Genomic DNA, 19,780 nt, shown 5'->3' with positions numbered 1-19,780 from the left:
TCAGAACCAACGCAGCAGAAAAACTTCTCAGAGGTGTCATATGAAAACAGCTAACGGTTTTTTTCCATTCTTTGTGCGCAGTCCAGCATCCGCTCAGCTCCGCCGGTGTTTTGGTCGCGGTGCCAAGTGACCGCAAACGCTGGCGCAGCACGCTGACCTGGATCCTTCTCGCGCTGGCGCTGCTGGTCGCGTCGCTCGACATGCAACGTGCACACGCCGCGACCGCACCGGCGAGCAAAATCGCCACCGACCTGCAGCAGGTCATCGGCGCATCGAAGACGCCCACGTTGAACTGGGCGAAAGACATAAACGGCATTCGCTACGTCAAGGTACTGGTCATCAGCAATAGCACCGATCCGGATCTTGTTGCGCTGCGTGCCGACGTGTTGGCCAGAGGCGGTTCGGCGTACTTCCGCTATGTGTCGGCGACTGCCCTGTCGGCGATGCTGCCATCCAGCCAGGTGGCGGCGATTGCCGCGCGCAGCGACGTCCAGGGCATCTCGCCCGACCGCCTGACAGCGCGCACCGCCAGCACGCTGGAATACGTCACCGGCGCGCTCACCTCCAACGTGCGCACGTACAGCACGACGACGACCTACACCGGGCTGGACGGCGCCGGCGTGGGCATTGCGGTGCTCGACTCCGGCATCCTGGAACAACACTCGAACCTGCTGGGCAAGGACGGCAAGACCACGCGCGTGCTCAAGGCGGTGGACTTGCAGATGGTTGGTGACGCCACGGCGCTGGGCGTCAAGGACTGGTCCATCGGTATCGACGTCTCGGCCTCCCTCTACCCCGGCAGCGCAACGATGGCGACCTACGAGTCGAAGATCAACTCGCTGGCCATCAACCGGCCGGACCTCTACGGCCACGGTACGCACGTGGCCAGCGTCGCTGCCGGGCGCGGCTACTACCAAGCGAATGATTCAACCGGCATCGCGCCAAATGCCAACCTGTACGACGTCAAGGTGCTCGATGCCAATGGCGTCGGCCAGTTGAGTGACGCGCTGGCCGGCATCGACTGGGTGATCTACCACGCCAAGGAATACAACATCCGCGTGATGAACCTCAGCCTGGCCGCGGACTCCACCGAAAGCTGGCAGACCGACCCGCTGGCGCGCGCGGCGCGCAGCGCGGTGGCTGCAGGCATCACGGTGGTGGTGGCCGCGGGCAACTTCGGCCAGAGCGCCAGCGGCGCCGAGCGCTTCGGCACCATCAGCTCGCCCGGGCACGAGCCCTCGGTGATCACCGTCGGCGCGGCCAACACCCACGGCACCACCGCGCGTAGCGACGACACCGTCAACCTGTTCAGCTCGCGTGGCCCGACTCGCGGCTCGTACATTGACGCGAGCGGCGTGCGGCAGGTCGACAACCTGCTCAAGCCCGACCTTCTCGCACCCGGCAACAAGATCGTCGGTGCCCTGGCCACCGACAAGGCTGGCGCTGGCGGATCGTGGAACTACCTCGGCAAAACCTACGGAGTCCTGTCCTCGCCCTTTGGCGGAGCGGGGCAGAACGGCAAAGTGGCGCTGATGAATCTCAGCGGCACCTCGATCGCCGCCCCAGTGGTCACCGGGACAGTTGCTCTCATATTGCAAGCCAACCCTGGCCTCACGCCGCCGCTGATCAAGGCCATCCTGCAGTATTCGGCACAGCCGATCACCGGCGCCAATCTTCTTCAGCAAGGCGCGGGACTCCTGAACGTCGACGGCGCGGTGCAACTCGCGAAGGCGCTGCGTACCGACGTCAAGACCGCCGTCGAAGCCGGCACCATCGCTTCCGGGGCTACGTTGCTGGCCACCGGCAAGACCATGCCTGCTGCAACCTCCACCATCAACGGCCAGACCTTCAACTGGAGCCGCATCGTCTATGTCGGCGGCAACCAGATCGCCAGCGGCAGCGCGCTGTTTACCAAATACCAGCCGATCTACGATCACCGTCTGGTGTGGGCCCGCGGCGTGGCGCGGCGTCACACGGTCACCTACTGGCCCTCGGCGACGGCGGCGACCGCCAATACCTATGTCAAATCGATCACCTGGGCACCGGCCCCCAATCAATCGCTGGTGACTGCCGGCGTGGTATCGGGCACCTTGCTGTTGGGCACGAGTTCTTCGATTGCCAAGTCCGGTGCGTTCACGCCGACCGCATCGCTCAGTAGCTGGTTGCAGGCGGGCAGCGGCTACGTACTCGGCAGCGGCGTGATTCTCAGCGAGGGCGTGATCCTCAGCGAAGGCGTGATCCTCAGCGAAGGCGTGATCCTCAGCGAAGGCGTGATCCTCAGCGAAGGCGTGATCCTCAGCGAAGGCGTGATCCTCAGCGAAGGCGTGATCCTCAGCGAATCCGGTCAGACCGGCGTAGCCAACGCCAACGATTCCAGCCTGCTGGGCGAACTCTGATCCCATGCGTGCCGCCCAGTGTGCACTTGAGCCCGATGAACTCGACCACTTCCACTTCACCACTACTCTATAGAACCGGCATGCGCGACTACAACGTTTCGACTCGGGCCTACTGGTGGATCGTTGCCGGCATCGGCTACGCGCTGCTCGCCCATGCGCTCCTTCTTGTCGCGGCCATGCCGGCGGCCGCAATGGTGCAGATTGCGCTGGCCGCCGCATTTGTCGGCGCCGTCGCGTTTTTCCCGGTAAGGATTCCGGGCACCAAGCTGTCGGTTGCCGGGGGTGAAATTTTCATTTTCCTGGCGCTGTTGTTGTTCGGCGTGGAAGCGGCCATTGTCGCGGCGGCCCTGGAAGGCGCTATCGGCGCCGTGCGCACGTCGCGGCGCTGGACCAGCTGGTTTGGCACGCCGGCGATGGCAACGGTCACGATCGCGGTGAGTGGCTACGGCTTCCTCGCCGCGCGCGCGGCGCTGGAACGGGCTGACTTGCTGAATGGCGCGGTCATGATGTTGATGCTCACCCTGTTTGCCATTTTGTACAGCGCGCTGAGCAATCTGCTGCCGTCATTGCTGCTGGCGCTGAAGCGCAACGAACGGCTTGATGTGATCGCGTTGTTCAAGGATCGCAACTGGATGGCGGTCGCGCATGTGTGCAGCGCCGCTATCGCCGGCCTGCTTTACTATGCGGGCGCAAAATTTGGCGCGTGGGTGGCGTTTGCCGCCTCGCCGACGATCGTGTTGTCGCTATCGTCCGCGCACTTTCTGTTTGAACGCGCGGAAGTGGAACGGCGCACGCAGGCGGCATTGCTGGATGCCGCCAATCAGCAATCGCTGCGCGCGCAAACCCATGCCGCGGCAATGGTGCGCAGTCAGGCGCGCTTTCACGGCGCGTTTACCAATGCCGCCATCGGCATGGCGCTGGTCTCGGCCACCGGCGAAATCCGCCAGGTCAATCCGGCCGTCTGCAACATGCTGGGCTACGAGGAATCCGAGCTTCTGGGCGGGGCACTGCGCACCTTCATGCCGGCAAAGGAATTCTCGATATTGCTCAATGACATTGCCAGGATCACCGAAGGCGCCGGCGCCACGACACAGCATGAGCTGCTTTGCATCGACAAGCATGGCGAGGAGATGGGCGTCGCCTTCAGCGTAGCCGATTTCGGCGATGGCGCCAGCGAGTCGGATTTCATTGTGCAGATGCAGGACATCCGCGAGCGCAAGCAGGCCGAAGCCGCGCGCGCGTCGCTCGAAGCGCAACTGCGCGAATCCCAGAAAATGCAGGCCATCGGCACGCTCGCCGGTGGCATTGCCCACGATTTCAACAACATCATGGCCACCATCCTCGGCAACGTCGAACTGGCGCGTCAGGACGCGAGCAGCAATCCTCTGGCGCTGGAGAGCCTGTCCGAAATTCGCAAGGCCGGTACCCGCGCGCGCGACCTGGTGCAGCAGATCCTTTCCTTCAGCCGCAGGCAAGCCACCGAGCGCAGACGGATTCCGCTTGCCCCCATCATCGAAGAGTCGGTCCGCCTGCTGCGCGCCACGCTGCCGGCCCGCATAACGCTGGAAGTTCACCGCGACGCCGGTGTGCCGCCGGTGCTGGCCGACGCCACGCAGATTCAGCAGGTGCTGATCAACATTGCCACCAACGCCATGCAAGCGATCCATGCCGGTACCGGGCATATCGGCATCCGTCTGGAGACCGTGCAATTCGACGACGCCATGGCAGCGACGCATCCGGCACTACGCGCATTGCACGCGAGGCACCCGGGCCGCACGGTGCGGCTTGCGGTGAGCGATGATGGACCAGGCATGGACGCGGACACGTTAGAGAGAATTTTCGAGCCATTTTTTACTACCAAGGAAGTTGGCCAGGGCACCGGTCTGGGGCTTTCCGTGGTGCACGGCATTGTGCAGACGCATGAAGGCGCGATTGTCGTCGACAGCCAGCCGGGCAAGGGTGCGACATTCAATATTTACCTGCCGGCCGCCGATGCGGCAACCGATGTCGCACCGATTGATACGGGAGCAGCCATGGCGACGCCGGATATCGGTGGCTCCCGGCATATTCTCTACCTCGATGACGACGAGTCGCTGGTGTTCCTGGTTCAGCGTTTACTGGAGCGCCGTGGTTTCCGTGTCAGTGGTTACATCGACCAGCGTGAAGCGCTCGATGCGCTACGCGCCGACCCCGCTGCATTCGACCTGGTGGTGACCGATTACAACATGCCGGGCATGTCGGGGCTTGACGTGGCCCGGGCCGTTCGCTTGATCCGTTCAAACCTGCCCGTGGCGGTGGCCTCGGGTTTCATCGACGAGGCGTTGCATTCGCAGGCGGAAGGTGCGGGCGTGCTGGAATTGATTTTCAAGGCTAATGCGGTGGAAGATTTATGTGAGGCGTTTGCGCGGCTGGCACAGTCTGTCCCGTCGAAATCGACTTGACAATGTCCTCTTCGGTTGCCGGGTCGTGCGGCGCACACAGAGTTTGCGGCGAATTCAGCTCGGCCCAACACGTCCGGTTCCGTCCGCGCTCCTTGGCTATGTAGAGCTGCGCATCGGCGCCGCGCAGGAGTGCCGCCGCGCTGCCGACTGCGACGTCACTCTTGCAGCAGACACCCAGACTCACGGTGACCACCGGCGCGACCGACGAGTCGGCGTGCTCGATCTGCCGTGCAAATACTTGTTGCCCGAGCCGCTCGGCGAGTTGAATCGCGCCGCGCGGATCGGTATCCGGCAACAGGCAAACGAATTCTTCGCCTCCATAGCGAGCGACCAGATCGGTGGGCCGCCGGAGGCCTTCCTTCAGGGTGGCGGCAATCTTGCGCAGGCATTCATCGCCAGCCTGATGGCCATAACGGTCGTTGTAGCGTTTGAAGTAGTCCACATCCAGCAGCACGACGCTGAGCGCGGTGTTATTGCGCACGGCCCGTCCCCACTCGGCGGCCAGCCGTTCATCGAAGTGGCGCCGGTTGTGCACGCCCGTGAGGCCGTCGATGTACACCCATTGACGCAGCAGATCCGCTTGCGCCTTTAGTGTCAGGTGAGTCTTGGCCCGCGCGCGCACGATATTCGGGTTGATTGGCTTGGAGATGAAATCCACCGCGCCGAGTTCAAGGCCGCGTGTCTCGGCCGCTTCATCGTTGTGGGCGGTCACAAAGATCACAGGAATGTCGCGCGTCGCCGCATCGGCCTTGAGCCGGCGGCAGACCTCATAGCCGTCCATGCCGGGCATCATCACATCCAGCAGCACCAGGTCGGGCTGGTGGCTTGCGCAGAGCGCGAGCGCCTGCTCGCCACCGGTGGCCATCAGCACCTGATGGTCGGCGGAGAACGCCTGATAGAGCGTCTGGATGTTGACGGGCTGGTCGTCCACCACCAATATCCGCGGCCGGCGCGGCGGCTGGACGGCGAAGCCGGAGATGAAATTCATTTCACCGGGCGCGAGCGCACTCATGCGGGCTGGCCCTGTTTGAGTTCATTGATGAGTTCTTTACAAAACCGTAGAGCACCATCGAAGTCGAGCGCGCCCACCGCGTCTTCCATGGGGCGCAGTTGCGCGCACAAGTTACTGCCAAATTGCCGCTGCAATGCGGCCATCGAATCCGTCGCCGCCATGTCGGCGTTGCGCAATTGCTCGTGCATCGAGTGCAGTGCGATCAGCGCGGTGTCGACGTCGAGAGGTGTTGTTGCTGTCGTGGCGGGCGGCGAATCCGTGACTTGCAATGCCTGCAAGAGTACTTCAAGGCTGGGGTTCGCCGCGCGGATAGCATCCGATGCCTGTTGCGCGATCGCGGCGGCCTCCGGGTGCGGTGCTCGCGGCCAGTTGCTTTTCGCCCCTTGCCGCAACGCCTGCGAGTGCCGTCGCACCCAGCGTGGCCGCCAAACCTTTCAGTGTGTGCAGCAGCCGAATGGCGGACTCGGATTCGTTTCGTGCCACATGTTCTGAAAGCTGAGAGGGCATGCCGGACAAGTCCTTGATGAACGTGCGCAGCATCCGCTGATAGAGTCCCAGATTGCGGTCGATCCGTTTTAACGCAACCGCAATGTCCACATCCGCGGTGATGGCCGCGTCGATGACCACTGCCGGCAACGCAAGTTCGGGTACGCCCAACTTGAGCTCTGGCCACTCAGGCTGGCCGGTGTACTTCCTCAGCACGCGCACCAGGTGGTTCAGATCGAAGGGCTTGCCGACATGGTCGTTCATGCCGGCCGCCAGACAAGCTGCGCGATCGGATGCCATGACGTTGGCGGTCATTGCAATGATGGGAATGGCATGTTGACCAAGGTCCTGACGAATCCGGCTGGTCGCGGTAAAACCATCCATTACTGGCATCTGCAGATCCATCAGTACGATATCGAATGGCGGTTGGGCGGCGGCAACCGCCTCGACCGCTTCCCGGCCGTCATTGGCGATCTGCACCGTCGCGCCTTCGCTTTCCAGCAATTCGCGTGCAACTTGCTGGTTATTAAGGTTATCCTCGGCCACAAGTAAATACATGCCTGCCAGCCGTGTGCCCGTGGCGGAACTGCCACGTTGCGACGGATGCGGGTGCGCGTGGCCGGATCGCGCATCGACCACGGCATCGAACAGCATGGAGGCGGTGACCGGCTTGACAAGGTAGCCGTCGAGCAGCGTTTGTTCGGCTTCACTGCGCTGCGCAAGCATCTCGCGGCCATGGGCGGTGACCATCACCACCACCGGGACCGCGCCGGTCAATCCGAGCTGGTGAATGCGCTGGCTCGTTTCCCAGCCGTCCAATCCCGGCATCTGCCAATCAACAAACACGACCTGGTAATGGATGCCGGTTGCATTTTTTGTCCGCAAAATATCAAGCGCCTGTTCACCGCTGGCGGCGACGTCCACTGTCCAGCCGAGTGAGCGGGCCATGCGATCCAGTACCTCGCAAGCGGTTGGGTTGTCGTCAACGACAAGCGCGCGTAGCGGAGGCAGCAGGCGCCGTAGCGACCGCACCTTCGTCCGCGGGTTCGGGTGCGACCGGCAGGGCGACGCAAAAAGTGAAAGCGGCTGCCTTTGCCTGGTGTGCTTTCGAGCTTGAGTTCGCCACCCATCAGCGCCACCAGGCGTTGACTGATGGCCACCCCCAGGCCGCTTCCGCCAAAACGGCGGGTGGTTGAGGCCTCCGCCTGCGTGAAGCCGCTGAAAATGCGTGTCTGGTTTTCCGGGCGATGCCGATGCCGGTGTCGCGCACGGAAATTTCGAGTGTCACCGCGTTTGCTTCCAGATTCGCAACTTTCAATGACACCACCACTTCACCTTCGGCGGTGAACTTGATGGCATTGCCGCTCAGGTTGATCAGTACCTGCTGCAATCGCATCGCATCGCCGACAAGATGCCGCGGCAGCGCCGGATCGATGTCGAACAGTACTTCGACATTTTTCGGGCCGATGTTGGCAGAGAGAATGACCGACAGGTCGCGCAGCAACTGGTCGATGCGAAACGGATGCGGGTCGAGCGTCATCTTGCCGGCTTCGACCTTCGAAAAGTCCAGGATATCGTTGAGCAGTCCCAGTAGCGCGCGCGCGGCGCCCTCGGTCTTGGCGGCGTAGTCTGCCTGGCGGTTGGTGAGCTCGGTCTTGCGCAGCAGCGCAAGCATGCCGAGGATCGCGTTCATCGGCGTGCGGATTTCGTGGCTCATGTTGGCGAGGAATTGGCTCTTGGCGATGGTGGCGGCCTCGGCAATGGCTTTGGCTTCCTGCGCGGCCTCGGTCGCACGTACCAGCTCCGTGATATCGATGCGAAAACCGACGATGTGGCCGTCGGGCATCCTGCGCTCGACAATACGCAGGCTGCGGCCGTCGTTCAGGCGCTGCACCACCGTGGTGTCGCCTGTATTATGCGCGGCCTTGCGCTCGGCCACCCATTCATCGACCGACGTACTGTGCGCCGGGCACTCGTAGTGCTCCGCATATCTTCTCAGGACATCCTCGAAAGACATTCCCGGCACGATCGGTTCCGCCATTGAGCCGAAAATATGTCGATATTTGTCGTTGCAAAAAACCAGCCGGTCATCGGGATCAAACAGCACGAATGCCTCGTCGATGGCGTCGATGGCGCCGCGCAACAGCTCGGTGCTGCGCTTGACTTCGGTCTCTGCCTGGCGGCGAGCGCTGATATCGGTATAGGTGGTCACGAAGCCGCCACCTGGCATCGGGCTGCCACGGATTTCCAGCGGCGTACCGGTCGGACCGATGCGTTCAAACTGGTATGGTACCGATGGCAGCCGCGCACGGTCGACGATCGCCTTCACCGTGGCTTCGATGTCATCCGTGCCGTACTCGCCGCGCGCGGCGCTGAAGCGAATGATGTCCTCGAAATCGGGAAGCGCCACGTCGAACAGCGTGTCCGGCAGGTCGAGGATGTGCCGGAATTTAGCGTTCTCGGCGACCAGGCGCAGGTCGGCGTTGAACACGCTCAAGCCGCAAGGAAGGTTCTCCAGCACACTGCTCATCACCTCGCTTTGGTGGCGTGATTCCATCTCCGCCTGCCTGCGATCAGTGATGTCCTCCTTTACGGCGATGTAGTGCTCAATCTCGCCGTTTTCCCCCCTGACACCCGAGATCGCGGCAATTTCCCAATACGGCTCGCCGTTCCTGCGACGGTTGCAAAGCTCGCCGCGCCATTCTTCGCCGGCCGAAATCGCCGCCCAAAGTTCCTTGTAGACCGCCGGCGCCGTGCGCCCGGACTGGAGAATGCGAGGATTCCGGCCGATCACTTCGGCTTTTGGGTAACCCGATACCTGTTCAAAGCGGGGATTTACATAGTCGATCAATCCAGCGCGGTCGGTAATGACGATAGAGGCCGGGCTTTGCTCGATCGCGCGCGACAACTTGCGCAGTTCAATGTCTGCGCGTTTGCGTTCGGTGATGTCGCTGCCGATCTCCATGTAGCCGGTCAGTTCGCCACGGGAATCATGTAGCGGTTGTAGCTCGACATCGAGCCAGTGCTCGCAGCCACCTTCCGCGCGGTGGGAAATCTCGATACGGCAGCAGGCGCCGCTGGCAATCGCATTGGCCAGCGTCTTCAACATGGCCGGCTCGATTTTGCCGCTGGTGAGCTTGAGGAGTTCGTTGAGAGTTTTGCCCGACATATCACCGGGTGCACGGCCGTTGAATTGCGTGTAGATACGATTGAAGCCCTCGTTGACCCAGGTGATGCGCAACTCACGGTCGGTGATCAGCACCGCATTCGAGGTGTGCTTGGCCACCTGTGCGAGGCGTTCGAGATCGGTGGTCATGTGCTGCGCAAATACCTCGGCGCGATGGCGGCCGGACGCTTGTTTTCGCAGCAACATGGCGAGCATGGCGCTGATCAGTGCGCCTCCCGCGAACAGCAACCAAGGAGGCGAGCCTGAAATGGTCGCGTCAAACTGCGGTGTGCTGCGCACCCGCAGCTTGAGGTCACGACCAGGCAACTCCACATTGCGCATCGCCTGGAAGCGGCTGTGGAGCGGCGTTGCGATGATATGGCCGGGATGACTGGCGCTGTTGAAGGAATCGAAAACGCGCTGGCTCGCCGGTACCGAGCCGGCGGTGCCGGTAACGTCGTACAGTTCGAAATCCGCTAATTCTGCGTCGACATCGGCGATGCCACGCAGCAAATCCGCCGCGAACATCGGGGCGTATAACAGACCGATCAACGCCGACCGCCGTTGGCTGGCTGTCGTTGGGTCCGTGCCGTGCCGAAACACCGGCACGAATAACAGGAATCCCGCGCCGCGCCGTTCATCCTGCACCAGTGTGATCGGCGCGCTGAGCGTGGGGTCACCGGTCTCGATGGCTTGTTCAATGCCGGCTCGCCGCAGGCGCTCGGACCCCAGATCGAGCCCAAAGGCGGCAAAATTGTGGCCGAGAGGCTCGATGAACTTGATGATGTATAGATCCTTGGGGACCAGCATGTTCTCGTTGCCGAGCCGGCGGATAGCGAACTGCGGCGCGTCGTCGGCTCTTTCGGCGGCAAGGAACGCGTCCAGATCCGTGCGCGGAACGCGCTTGATGAAACCGAAACCGTTTACGCCGGGGAACTCACGCGCCAGATCACGCGAGTCGACATAGGCGCGAAATTGTGCGCGCGTGATTTGCGAGTTGGCGGCATACATGCCCTTTGCACCTTGCAGCCCATAGAGCGGCTGCCGAAAGCGTCGCGATATTTCCGCGGAGACGCGGTCCACGCTGTGTTGAAACGTGGCCTCGGACTTTGTATCGATGTCGCGCTTTACCCACCAGCCCGCTGTGGCGGAAATGCATAACCCGAGCAGGAACACGACTGCCGGAATCGCAGTTGCCGCGGTCCAATCGTATTTGCGCCACAGCATGTTGTTGAATTCCCCTCTCGAACGGGTACGGATGACTTCCCGGCCCGCAGTGAAAGAACTGAATTAAGTATGCTCAGCACGGGAGCCGAACAATGCCTGAAAAAAGCGGGTGAATACCGGCTAACTCAGCCGATACCCTGCAAGCCTTGCATCGGTAAGCGCCGGCTGCGGGTTGGCAAAGAACAATGAGATCTACACAGGCATGCGCGCCGTCAGCAGAAAGGTTCGGCTTGCCCGCACTTTTTCATTTCATTGGGATGCGCAGGAATCCTCTTCAATCTCCAGCAAGTGCAATAGTGCCGCAAGGTTCACGCCCGCAGCAGTGATGTCAGCGGTGGCACGTTTCATGGCCGCGACCGCTTCGGTGCGCGTGGGGCCGGACTTGAATAGATCCTCATACAAGACAGCCGAGGATGTGAGTGTCGACGCGCCAAGCGTCGCAGCCACGCCCTTGAGCGTGTGCAAAATGCGGAGGACCGCTTCATCATCGCCCTGCGAAACGAGAGAGGAGAGCTGGGAGGGCATATCAGCCAGATCCTGAACAAAGATGCGCAGCAGGTCATGATAGAGCTCCCGATTGTCCTCGATACGGTCAAGCGCGGCAGCGATATCCACGCCCACGGCGATGGCGGCTGCATTCACGTTCATTGGAAGGGCGGTTGGTCCGGCAGCCACGGTGGCGGCATCGTCTGGCCGGTCCTGACGGCCTGTGTGCTTACTCAGCACGCGCACCAAGTGGCTCAGGTCAAAGGGTTTGCCGACGTGGTCGTTCATGCCGGCGGCCAGGCACGCCTCGCGATCGGAGGACATGGCGTTGGCGGTCATCGCGATGATGGGCAAGGCCTGTAGCCCGAGGTCCTGACGGATCCGGCTGGTCGCGGTGAAGCCATCCATCACCGGCATCTGCAGATCCATCAGCACGGCATCGAACATTGGCTGTGCGGCGGCAAGCGCCTCGATCGCCTCCTGTCCGTGGTTGGCAATCTGTACCAGCGCGCCTTCACCTTCAAGCAATTCGCGCGCAACTTGCTGGTTAATGAGGTTGTCCTCCGCAACGAGAATGCGTATCCCCGCCAGGCGCCGCGCTTCGGCGGTGGCGCGCCGCGCGCCATGCGTGCGTGGCGGCGCATGGGAGGCCGAATGAGGGTGCGGACCCTCAAGGCGGGCGCGAGCATCGGTTACCGCATCGAACAGCATCGATGCGGTAACCGGCTTGACCAGGAAGCCATCTAGCAGCGCCTGTTCTGTCTCGCTGCGCTGCGCGAGCATCTCGTGGCCATGCGCCGTGACCATCACCACGATGGGCGTCGCGCCGCGCGGCCCGAGCGCGCGAATGCGCCGGCAGGTTTCCCAACCATCCATCCCCGACATCTGCCAATCCATGAACACCATCTGGCAGGCAATGTCGGCCGCGGTCTGCGATTGCAGCATTTCCAGCGCCTGTTCGCCGCTATGGGCAATATCAATTGTCCAGCCGAGCGATCGGCCCATGCGTGCCAGCACGGCACAGGCGGTAGGGTTGTCGTCGACGACGAGTGCGCGCATCGATGCGGGTGAGGGCGCCTTGTCCGTTGCATGCTCCGAGGAAGCGGCCGCCAGCGGCAACGTGACACAAAAATGAAAGCGGCTGCCTTTACCGAGCGCGCTCTCGAGTTTGAGCTCGCCCCCCATCAGCGCCACCAGGCGCTGGCTGATAGCAACACCGAGACCGGTACCACCAAAGCGCCGGGTGGTGGACGCCTCGGCCTGCGAGAATCCGCTGAAGATGCGAGCCTGGTTCTCCGGCGCGATGCCGATGCCGGTGTCGCGCACGGCGATCTCCAGCGTGACGGAATTCACATCCTGATGCAGGACTGTTATCGACACCACCACCTCGCCTTCTGCGGTGAACTTGATGGCATTGCCACTCAGATTGATCAGCACCTGCTGCAACCGCATCGCATCGCCAACCAAATCGTGAGGCAGCGCCGGATCGATATCGAACAGCACCTCGACTTTTTTCGGTCCGACGTTCGCCGAGAGGATGACCGACAAGTCGCGCAGCAACTGGTCGATGCGGAATGGATGCGGGTCGAGCGTCATCTTGCCCGCCTCGACCTTGGAAAAATCCAGTATCTCGTTCAGCAGGCCGAGGAGGGATCGCGCGGCGCCTTCGGTTTTACCGGCGTAATCGGCCTGACGCGATGAAAGTTCCGTCTTGCGCAGCAGAGCAAGCATGCCGAGGATCGCATTCATTGGCGTGCGGATTTCGTGGCTCATGTTGGCCAGGAACTGGCTCTTCGCCTGTGACGCCGCCTGTGCGGCCTCGGTGGCGCGCACCAGTTCGGTGATGTCGATGCGAAAGCCGACCGTATGCCCGTCAGCCATTTTGCGCTCGACCACGCGCAACACCCGCCCATCGCTGAACCGTTGTATCAGCTGCGACGAGGGTTGGCGGTGGAGCGCCAGGCGCTCGGCAACCCACTCATCAATGCGCCCGATGGCTTCCGCATATTGGCCGCGCTCGGCGCCGGTACGGACAATATGCTCAAAGCTGTTGCCCGGCACGATCATGTCGGCGCTGTCTTCGTAAAGATCCCGGTAACGCTGGTTACACAGCACCAGCCGGTCCTCGGGGTCGAACAGCGCGAAAGCATCGTCCAGTGCATTGATCGAACCGCGCAACAGCTGCGCGCTACGCTGGATTTCCGCCTCGGCCTGCTTGCGCTCGCTGATGTCCATGTGCGTGCCCGCCATCCAGTGCAGCCCGCCATCGTTGCGGCGGCCGATGATCTTGCCACGCGTCAATACCCAGACCCAGTGACCGTTCTTGTGCCGCACGCGAAATTCACATTCCAGCGCCGGTGTTTCGCCGCGGAAATGCCGCGCAATCCGTTCTCGGACCTGACTTACGTCATCCGGGTGCGCCCGCGCCATCCAGGTGTCAATGGTGGTAGCGCCCAGTTCGGCCAGCGTGTAGCCGACGATCTGTGCCCAACGTTCATTCAGGATGGTCTCGCCGGTCTCGAGGTTCCATTCCCATGTGCCGACGTTGGTGCCTTCAATGATGTTGTCCAGCCGTTGGCGTTCGCGCGCCAACTCGCGTCCGGCATTTTTGCTGGCGGTGATATCGGTACGAATACCGATGTATTGACGTGGCAGCCCGTCGGCACCCGGTAACGGCACGATGGTGGCATCGACCCAGTAAGGGCTGCCGTCCTTCTTGCGGTTCTTGATCTCGCCGTGCCAGACATTGCCGGTAGAAATGGTGTGCCAGAGCTCGGTAAAAAGTTCGGCCGGGTGAAAGCCTGATTTGACGATGCGGTGGTTCTTGCCCATCAATTCAGCGCGTGAATAGCCGCTGATTTCGCAGAATCGATCATTGGCGTAGGTGATATTTCCGTCGAGATCGGTGATGCTGACAATCGCATGCTGGTCAAGCGCGAATTTTTGATTGTTCAAGTCCGTGTTCTGGGCAAGGAGGCGCGTTGACACGATGTTCAATGCATTGTCGAGCGCCATGATTTCGGCGGCGCCGGTGGAGACTTGAATTTTTGCACCGAGGGCATGGTCCAGTTCACCCGCGAATCGCGTTGCTGCTTGTAGCGCGCGCATGGGGGGGCGCAACAGAAGCGCCAGCAGGGAAAGCGTCATGCCGACCGCCAATGCGATGGCAAGCAGCGCCTGCGTCCAGATATCCACCGCAGCTTGATGCAAACTTTCCAGGCCGTAGCTTACGCGCACCCATCCCAGTGGCGAGCCCGCGGAGACCGGATGCCACGCTGAAAGTATTTCGGCGCTGCCGACCGCCCGGCGCCACGTCGACAAGGTGGCGTCCTGTTTCTCGATTTGTGTGACAGGTTTGGCAAAGGCCGGTACGGCCAATTTTTCCGTGCTGAAGCCGATTGACCAGCGGCCGCCACGATTGACGATCTCGCTCATCGGCTTGCCCGCCGCGTCAGTCACGACCACTGAATGGATCCCGGGAACCGTCGCCGTCTGCATCGTGATGGCTTCTATTTCCGCCAGATCATCGGTAATCATGAAATGGGCATTGATGGTCGCCAGATTCTGGGCAAGCGCCGCCATTTGTGCGTTGATGGTCTGAGCGGCGAGGGCGGTTTGCTTTCGGGCGGTGTAGGCACCGTAGCTCAGGATGGAAATCAGCAGGCAAACGGTCGTCAGCAGCATCAGTTGATGCATCAGGCTGCGGGGCAGCCAACGCGACAAGCCGCGCGGCCTTGGCGTGACAGGCGGTGGCGCTTGGGGCTGCTGGTTATTCGTATCCTTGTCCATCGTTGCCGATCCGTCCATGCCGCTATTCTTTCTCCGTCATGAGGTATTTCCGGATGTTCAGTTTCTCCAGCGGCAAATAGTCGCGTTCATAGTTCGCGGCGACCGGCCTGGGTGTGCGAATGTCTTTCAACAGCGCGCGGCCGCCCTCGTCCTTGCCCAACGCCAGAAAGATCTCGGCAATTGCTTTGCTCACGGCATGCGGGACACGTGGATGCACCACCACCGGATGCGACGCCACTTCGGGTGTCTGGTAAATGATGCGCAACTGCTCGCGGACCTCGGGCACCTCATCGTTGAATGCAGCATTCACGCTGCCGCCCGCCGCGACATCTTTGCGGATCACGTGCCGATAGACGTTTGAATGGGTCTTGACGTAGCGCGGCTCGATCTTGATTCCGGCATCCTCGGCCAGCAATGCGCGCATGTATAGCGACGCGCCGAACGCGTTGGGCGCCGGAAATGCAATCGTCTGGCCATTCAGGTCGCGTATGGATTGGTAGGCGCCATCCCGCCGCGCCAGCAAAATGCCAGACAGCGGCTGGCTGTCGCGCAGGATCGGCAGATAGGCGTGGGCCTGTTTGGCCATCACCGCGTGATAGGGGTTCATGTACGCAAAATCAGGCGTGCCTTTCAGAAATTCGGCTTCAAATTTCGGAATCGACGCGGCAATCCGCAGTTCGAGAGCAATGCCGGTATCGCGGGAAATGCGCTGCAGGACCGGCGTCCATTCCTTGTGCAGTTCCGTCGCACTGTATTGCGGGACAACCGCGAAACTGTAAATGCGATTTCCCTGGGCGGTTGCATTGTTCGTCGCTATCATCAGCACCGCGCCGCACAACGACCCGAGAATGGACTTTACCAAATGCGTCATCTTCTTTCCCATGAGCCTGCCGTTGAGCAATTCGCGCCGGTGTTGGCGCGTGATGCGGCAGCCGCCCAACGCGGACGGCCCGATATCCATCTCCATATTGTGCGTAAGCGCGCGCCACGTCCGTCGGTGGAAAAAGAGGGTGATTGCCAGCTTTCTCCGGCGATGCGCGGATGTGTGCGACCAGTGGCGTGAAGCGCGACGATCGCGACGCGGGCCGATGGGAGGGGGCGAACGACGGCGCTTTCAGAAGTGCCCCTGAGAACGTCCAATAACTATACTGCACAGGCACACCGCAGCCACTTCTTCACGCCGACCGCTCGATCTCACCCTCTACCGGGATACTCCGCAGGCGCGCACTGTATTGTGCCTCCCGCTCCACGATCGTGTTGTTGTGCATACGGTGCATCGTTTTTACCAGTACCTTGCCGGTCTTCGGGAAAAAATAGACCTTGCGGGGATAATCACCGCCGAGATCCCTGGCCACGACCGGAATCTTTTCGGTGGCAAGGAAGAGCAACGCGAATTGCGTATTGCGCGCACCGGTTTCTGATTGTGACTGGCCGGGAAGCACATTGCCACCGCCAAACACCTTGGCTTCGAGTTGCGCGCGATGTGCACCCAGTACCAGCAGATTGTTGATCAGCATTTCCATGGCAAATGCGCCGTGGTTCGCCGAGTTGTTGGCGGGGTGATCGATCCCCGGGCCTGCATCGGGCAGCATGAAATGATTCGCCCCGCCGATGCCGACAGCTTGTCGCGGATGCAGGTGGTGACGCAGGAGCCGAGAACCGTCACCAGCACCATGTCGCGCGTGGTGACGTAATACTCGCCCGGCAAAATCTTCGCCGCGTCGGCGCCGATCTGGTCGTCGTAATACAGATTGGGCTCATCCACGCTGTATCTCGGTCAGGTCTGCTGTGTTCGGGGGGCGGGACGAGAGTCAAGCACTGGCGAGGTGTTTCAGGCATTTTGTGTCCACGAGCCCCGACCATGCTGGAGTTTCAAGTGGAAATTTGCGTGGCACGCCACAGGAACACGGCACGGCTGCACGGGGCGGCGGGCATCGTGAACGACTGTTCTTGTTTTCCCGCACGCTTGCTCCGAAATTACAACGTGACGCGTGAATGGCTGCTGGCCACCGCCTGCGTACCCGCACTTAAACGCGAAAACGTTCCGTGCCCGACGCCGTGACATGGGCCAGCAAATGGCCGGCAATTTTGTTCAGTGGCAGTACTTCATCCACCGCGCCGGTGGCAATCGCTTCGCGCGGCATGCCGAACACCACGCAGCTCGCCTCGTCCTGCGCGACGTTGTAGGCGCCTGCCTGTTTCATTTCCAGCATGGCCGTCGCGCCGTCCTTGCCCATGCCCGTCAGCATCACGCCGAGCACGTTGCGGCCTGCATGCTTGGCGGCGGATTTGAACAGCACTTCCACCGAGGGGCGATGGCGATTGACGAGATCGGTGTCGAGAATACGCGTGATGTAATTGGCACCGCTGCGGTCGAGTGCCAGATGGCGGCCGCCCGGGGCGATACTCGCCATCAACCGCCTCCTTCACACTGATGCGGCACAGCGTATTGAGGCGATTGGCGAAATTTAGCGTGAAGCCCGCGGGCATGTGCTGTGCGATGAGCACGCCGGGACTATCCGGCGGCAACTGCATCAGCAACTCCTTGACTGCCTCGGTGCCGCCGGTGGAGGCGCCGATGATGATGATCTTTTCCGTGCTGGCCCGGCGGTTTCCCACGGATGCTAGTACCGGTCGTGGCGCGGCCGAAGGAATAACGGTGCGCATTTTCGCGGCGGAGGCAACGCGAATTTTGTCGACGATCTCCTGGCCGGCTTCCTTGACGCCATGGTGGATATCGATTTTGGGCTTGGTCACGTAATCGATGGCGCCCAGTTCCAGTGCGCGCATGGTCGATTCGGCGCCGCGTGCGGTCAGCGTGGATACCATCACCACCGGCATCGGCCGCAGCCGCATCAGGTTGCGCAGAAACTCCAGGCCGTCCATGCGCGGCATCTCGACGTCGAGCGTCAGTACGTCCGGATTGAGCGCGCGGATCATCTCGCGCGCCACCAGCGGGTCCGAGGCCGCGCCGACGGCGATCATGTCTGGCTGACGATTGACGATCTCGGTCAACAGCGAACGTATCAGTGCTGAATCATCGACGATCAACACTTTTATTTTTTTTGAAACCGATGGCTTGGCGGCAATCACTTGTGTACTCCAGTTATGTTCAGGTGTGTCCGGTTGTGCAATACGTAACCGATCGGGAAAATCGGCATATTCCGGCTAGAACAATTCAACTTCGCCACCACCCTTGGCTTGCTCCAGTTTCTTGCGGTACTCGATTTCGCGTTCCATCACGGTGGTGTTGGTCATCACAGCCAGTCTTTTCACCAGCACACGGCCGGTGGTGGGGAAGAAGTAAACCTTGCGCGGACAAATGTCGACCAGATCGCGCGCGGTCACGCGGATCTGTTCCGATTTCAAAAACTGCAGGACGAAATCCGCATTGCGCTGGCCGACATTCATCTTGGTGAAGCCGGGCAGAACATTCCCGCCGCCAAATACCTTGGCCTCAAGCCGATTGTGCCGCGCGCCCATTTTCAACAGGTGGTTGATTAGCAATTCCATGGCATAGCTGCCGTAACGCGCGGCCTTGGAAAGTGGGCCTGCGCAGTCCTTGCCCGGATCGCTCTCCGGCAGCATGAAATGGTTCATGCCGCCGATCTGGAGGTCGGGATCGCGAATGCACGCGGACACACAGGAACCCAGTACCGTGACGATGAGCATATTCTCGCCGGTCGCGTAGTACTCGCCGGGAAGGATCTTGGCCGCATCGACGGCGTGCACCCTATCGAAGTACAGATTCGAAGCAAAACATTGACTGTCCACGCCGGTCGGCATCGGCCCCGGCGTTCTGGACGGTCTTGCGGCGACCTGATTCATGGCGCGGCCGGCGCGAGATAGCGCGGAGACAGTCCATACACCGTTTTACCGCGAAGCTGAAACAGGTGGCTGACGTGAAACAGACTCTCGGAATGACCGGCGAACAACAGTCCATCCGGGCGCAGTAGCGGCGCAAATCGCTCAAGGATGCGCGCCTGTGTGGGCTTGTCGAAATAGATCATCACGTTGCGGCAGAAAATAGCGTCAAACGGCCCCGCCAGTTTCCAGTCGCTGTCCAGCAGGTTGATGCGCTGGAAGGTGATCATGTCGCGCAATTCCTGGCGTACCTTGACACGCCCTTCGTTGGGGCCCGAGCCGCACAGGAAGAATCGTTCGAGTCGCGAGCGTTCCATCTTTTCGACCCGCTCCGCCGTGTAGTCGCCGCGCTCGGCCTGGTCGAGGACATTGGTGTCGATATCGCTGGCCAGAATCCTTACTTGTGATGCCTTGGTGCCGATCGCCTCGGCCATGGTGATGGCCAGCGAGTAGGGCTCCTCGCCGGTTGACGCGGCCGTGCACCAGATGCGGATGGGCCGGTGCCGCAGGTGCGCCACATGCTCAGCCAGAATCGGAAAGTGATGGCCCTCGCGAAAAAATGAAGTCAGGTTGGTCGTCAATGAATTGGTGAACGCCTGCCATTCGTCCGGCCCGCTATTGTCCAGATGTGACAGGTAAGCATCGAAGTTATTCAGACCCAGCGCGCGCACACGGCGGGCGACGCGGCTGTACACCATGTCGCGTTTTTGCCGTGAAAGCGAGATGCCGGCATGCTGGTAAATCAACTTGCAGATGCGGTCGAAATCATGATCGTCAAATGCAAATTCACGCACTTTATCGCTGACGGGTGCTTCCACATTCTTCGCGCGCGAGGATTCCGTTCTCATGACGTTTACTGCTCCTGTTGGATGCTACCGGTAGCCGGTTCGCGGACTTGCGAACTTGCAGATTT

Annotated in this window: 10 protein-coding genes and 2 pseudogenes; 2 read left to right on the top strand and 10 right to left on the bottom strand. The window is 61.4% G+C overall.

The features are described from left to right. Positions 1 to 119 precede the first annotated feature (119 nt). Positions 120 to 2,396 carry a S8 family serine peptidase gene (locus IPP88_18665; GenBank protein MBL0124654.1) on the top strand — a complete coding sequence of 759 codons (2,277 nt, stop codon included), beginning with the start codon at positions 120 to 122 and terminating at the stop codon, positions 2,394 to 2,396. Positions 2,397 to 2,431: 35 nt separating this feature from the next. Continuing rightward, entirely contained in the window at positions 2,432 to 4,837 is a 2,406-nt protein-coding gene (locus IPP88_18660) for a response regulator (GenBank protein MBL0124653.1), read from the top strand. Here IPP88_18660 and IPP88_18655 read toward each other — a convergent pair. The 10 genes and pseudogenes from IPP88_18655 to IPP88_18610 form a co-directional block, all read right to left on the bottom strand. Next, positions 4,767 to 5,825, bottom strand: coding sequence for a PleD family two-component system response regulator (locus IPP88_18655; protein MBL0124652.1), 1,059 nt, complete (start codon positions 5,823 to 5,825; stop codon positions 4,767 to 4,769). The two genes, IPP88_18660 and IPP88_18655, sit on opposite strands and share 71 nt — an antisense overlap. Positions 5,826 to 5,845: 20 nt before the next feature. Beyond that, the gene (locus tag IPP88_18650; protein ID MBL0124651.1) at positions 5,846 to 6,127 is read right to left on the bottom strand and encodes a hypothetical protein; all 282 of its coding nucleotides are present in this window, start codon (positions 6,125 to 6,127) and stop codon (positions 5,846 to 5,848) included. 7 nt (positions 6,128 to 6,134) lie between these two features. Further along, positions 6,135 to 7,367, bottom strand: a complete 1,233-nt coding sequence (locus IPP88_18645) for a response regulator (protein ID MBL0124650.1) — start codon at positions 7,365 to 7,367, stop codon at positions 6,135 to 6,137. Positions 7,368 to 7,464: 97 nt separating this feature from the next. Further along, entirely contained in the window at positions 7,465 to 10,728 is a 3,264-nt protein-coding gene (locus IPP88_18640) for a PAS-domain containing protein (GenBank protein MBL0124649.1), read from the bottom strand. Positions 10,729 to 10,977: 249 nt separating this feature from the next. Next, positions 10,978 to 15,021 (bottom strand): response regulator, encoded by a 4,044-nt coding sequence (locus tag IPP88_18635; protein ID MBL0124648.1) that lies wholly within the window; start codon positions 15,019 to 15,021, stop codon positions 10,978 to 10,980. 4 nt (positions 15,022 to 15,025) lie between these two features. Then, complete coding sequence (locus IPP88_18630; protein ID MBL0124647.1) at positions 15,026 to 15,970, bottom strand: phosphate/phosphite/phosphonate ABC transporter substrate-binding protein; 945 nt, start codon at positions 15,968 to 15,970, stop codon at positions 15,026 to 15,028. A 208-nt stretch (positions 15,971 to 16,178) separates the two neighbouring features. Then, positions 16,179 to 16,678, bottom strand: a pseudogene (locus IPP88_18625) (chemoreceptor glutamine deamidase CheD). Positions 16,679 to 17,030: 352 nt separating this feature from the next. Beyond that, positions 17,031 to 17,988 (bottom strand): annotated as a pseudogene (locus IPP88_18620) (chemotaxis response regulator protein-glutamate methylesterase). A 183-nt stretch (positions 17,989 to 18,171) separates the two neighbouring features. Then, on the bottom strand, positions 18,172 to 18,789 hold the full coding sequence (cheD, locus tag IPP88_18615) for a chemoreceptor glutamine deamidase CheD (protein MBL0124646.1): 618 nt from the start codon (positions 18,787 to 18,789) through the stop codon (positions 18,172 to 18,174). Between the two features lie 38 nt (positions 18,790 to 18,827). Continuing rightward, a complete protein-coding gene (locus IPP88_18610; GenBank protein MBL0124645.1) occupies positions 18,828 to 19,715 on the bottom strand; it encodes a chemotaxis protein CheR in 888 nt (295 codons plus the stop codon). Positions 19,716 to 19,780: the final 65 nt, after the last annotated feature.

The organism is Betaproteobacteria bacterium (genome assembly GCA_016720925.1).
GTDB lineage: Bacteria > Pseudomonadota > Gammaproteobacteria > Burkholderiales > Usitatibacteraceae > UKL13-2.
Note: the sequence above shows the minus strand (reverse complement) of the source record. Positions and strands in the feature narration are given on the sequence as shown.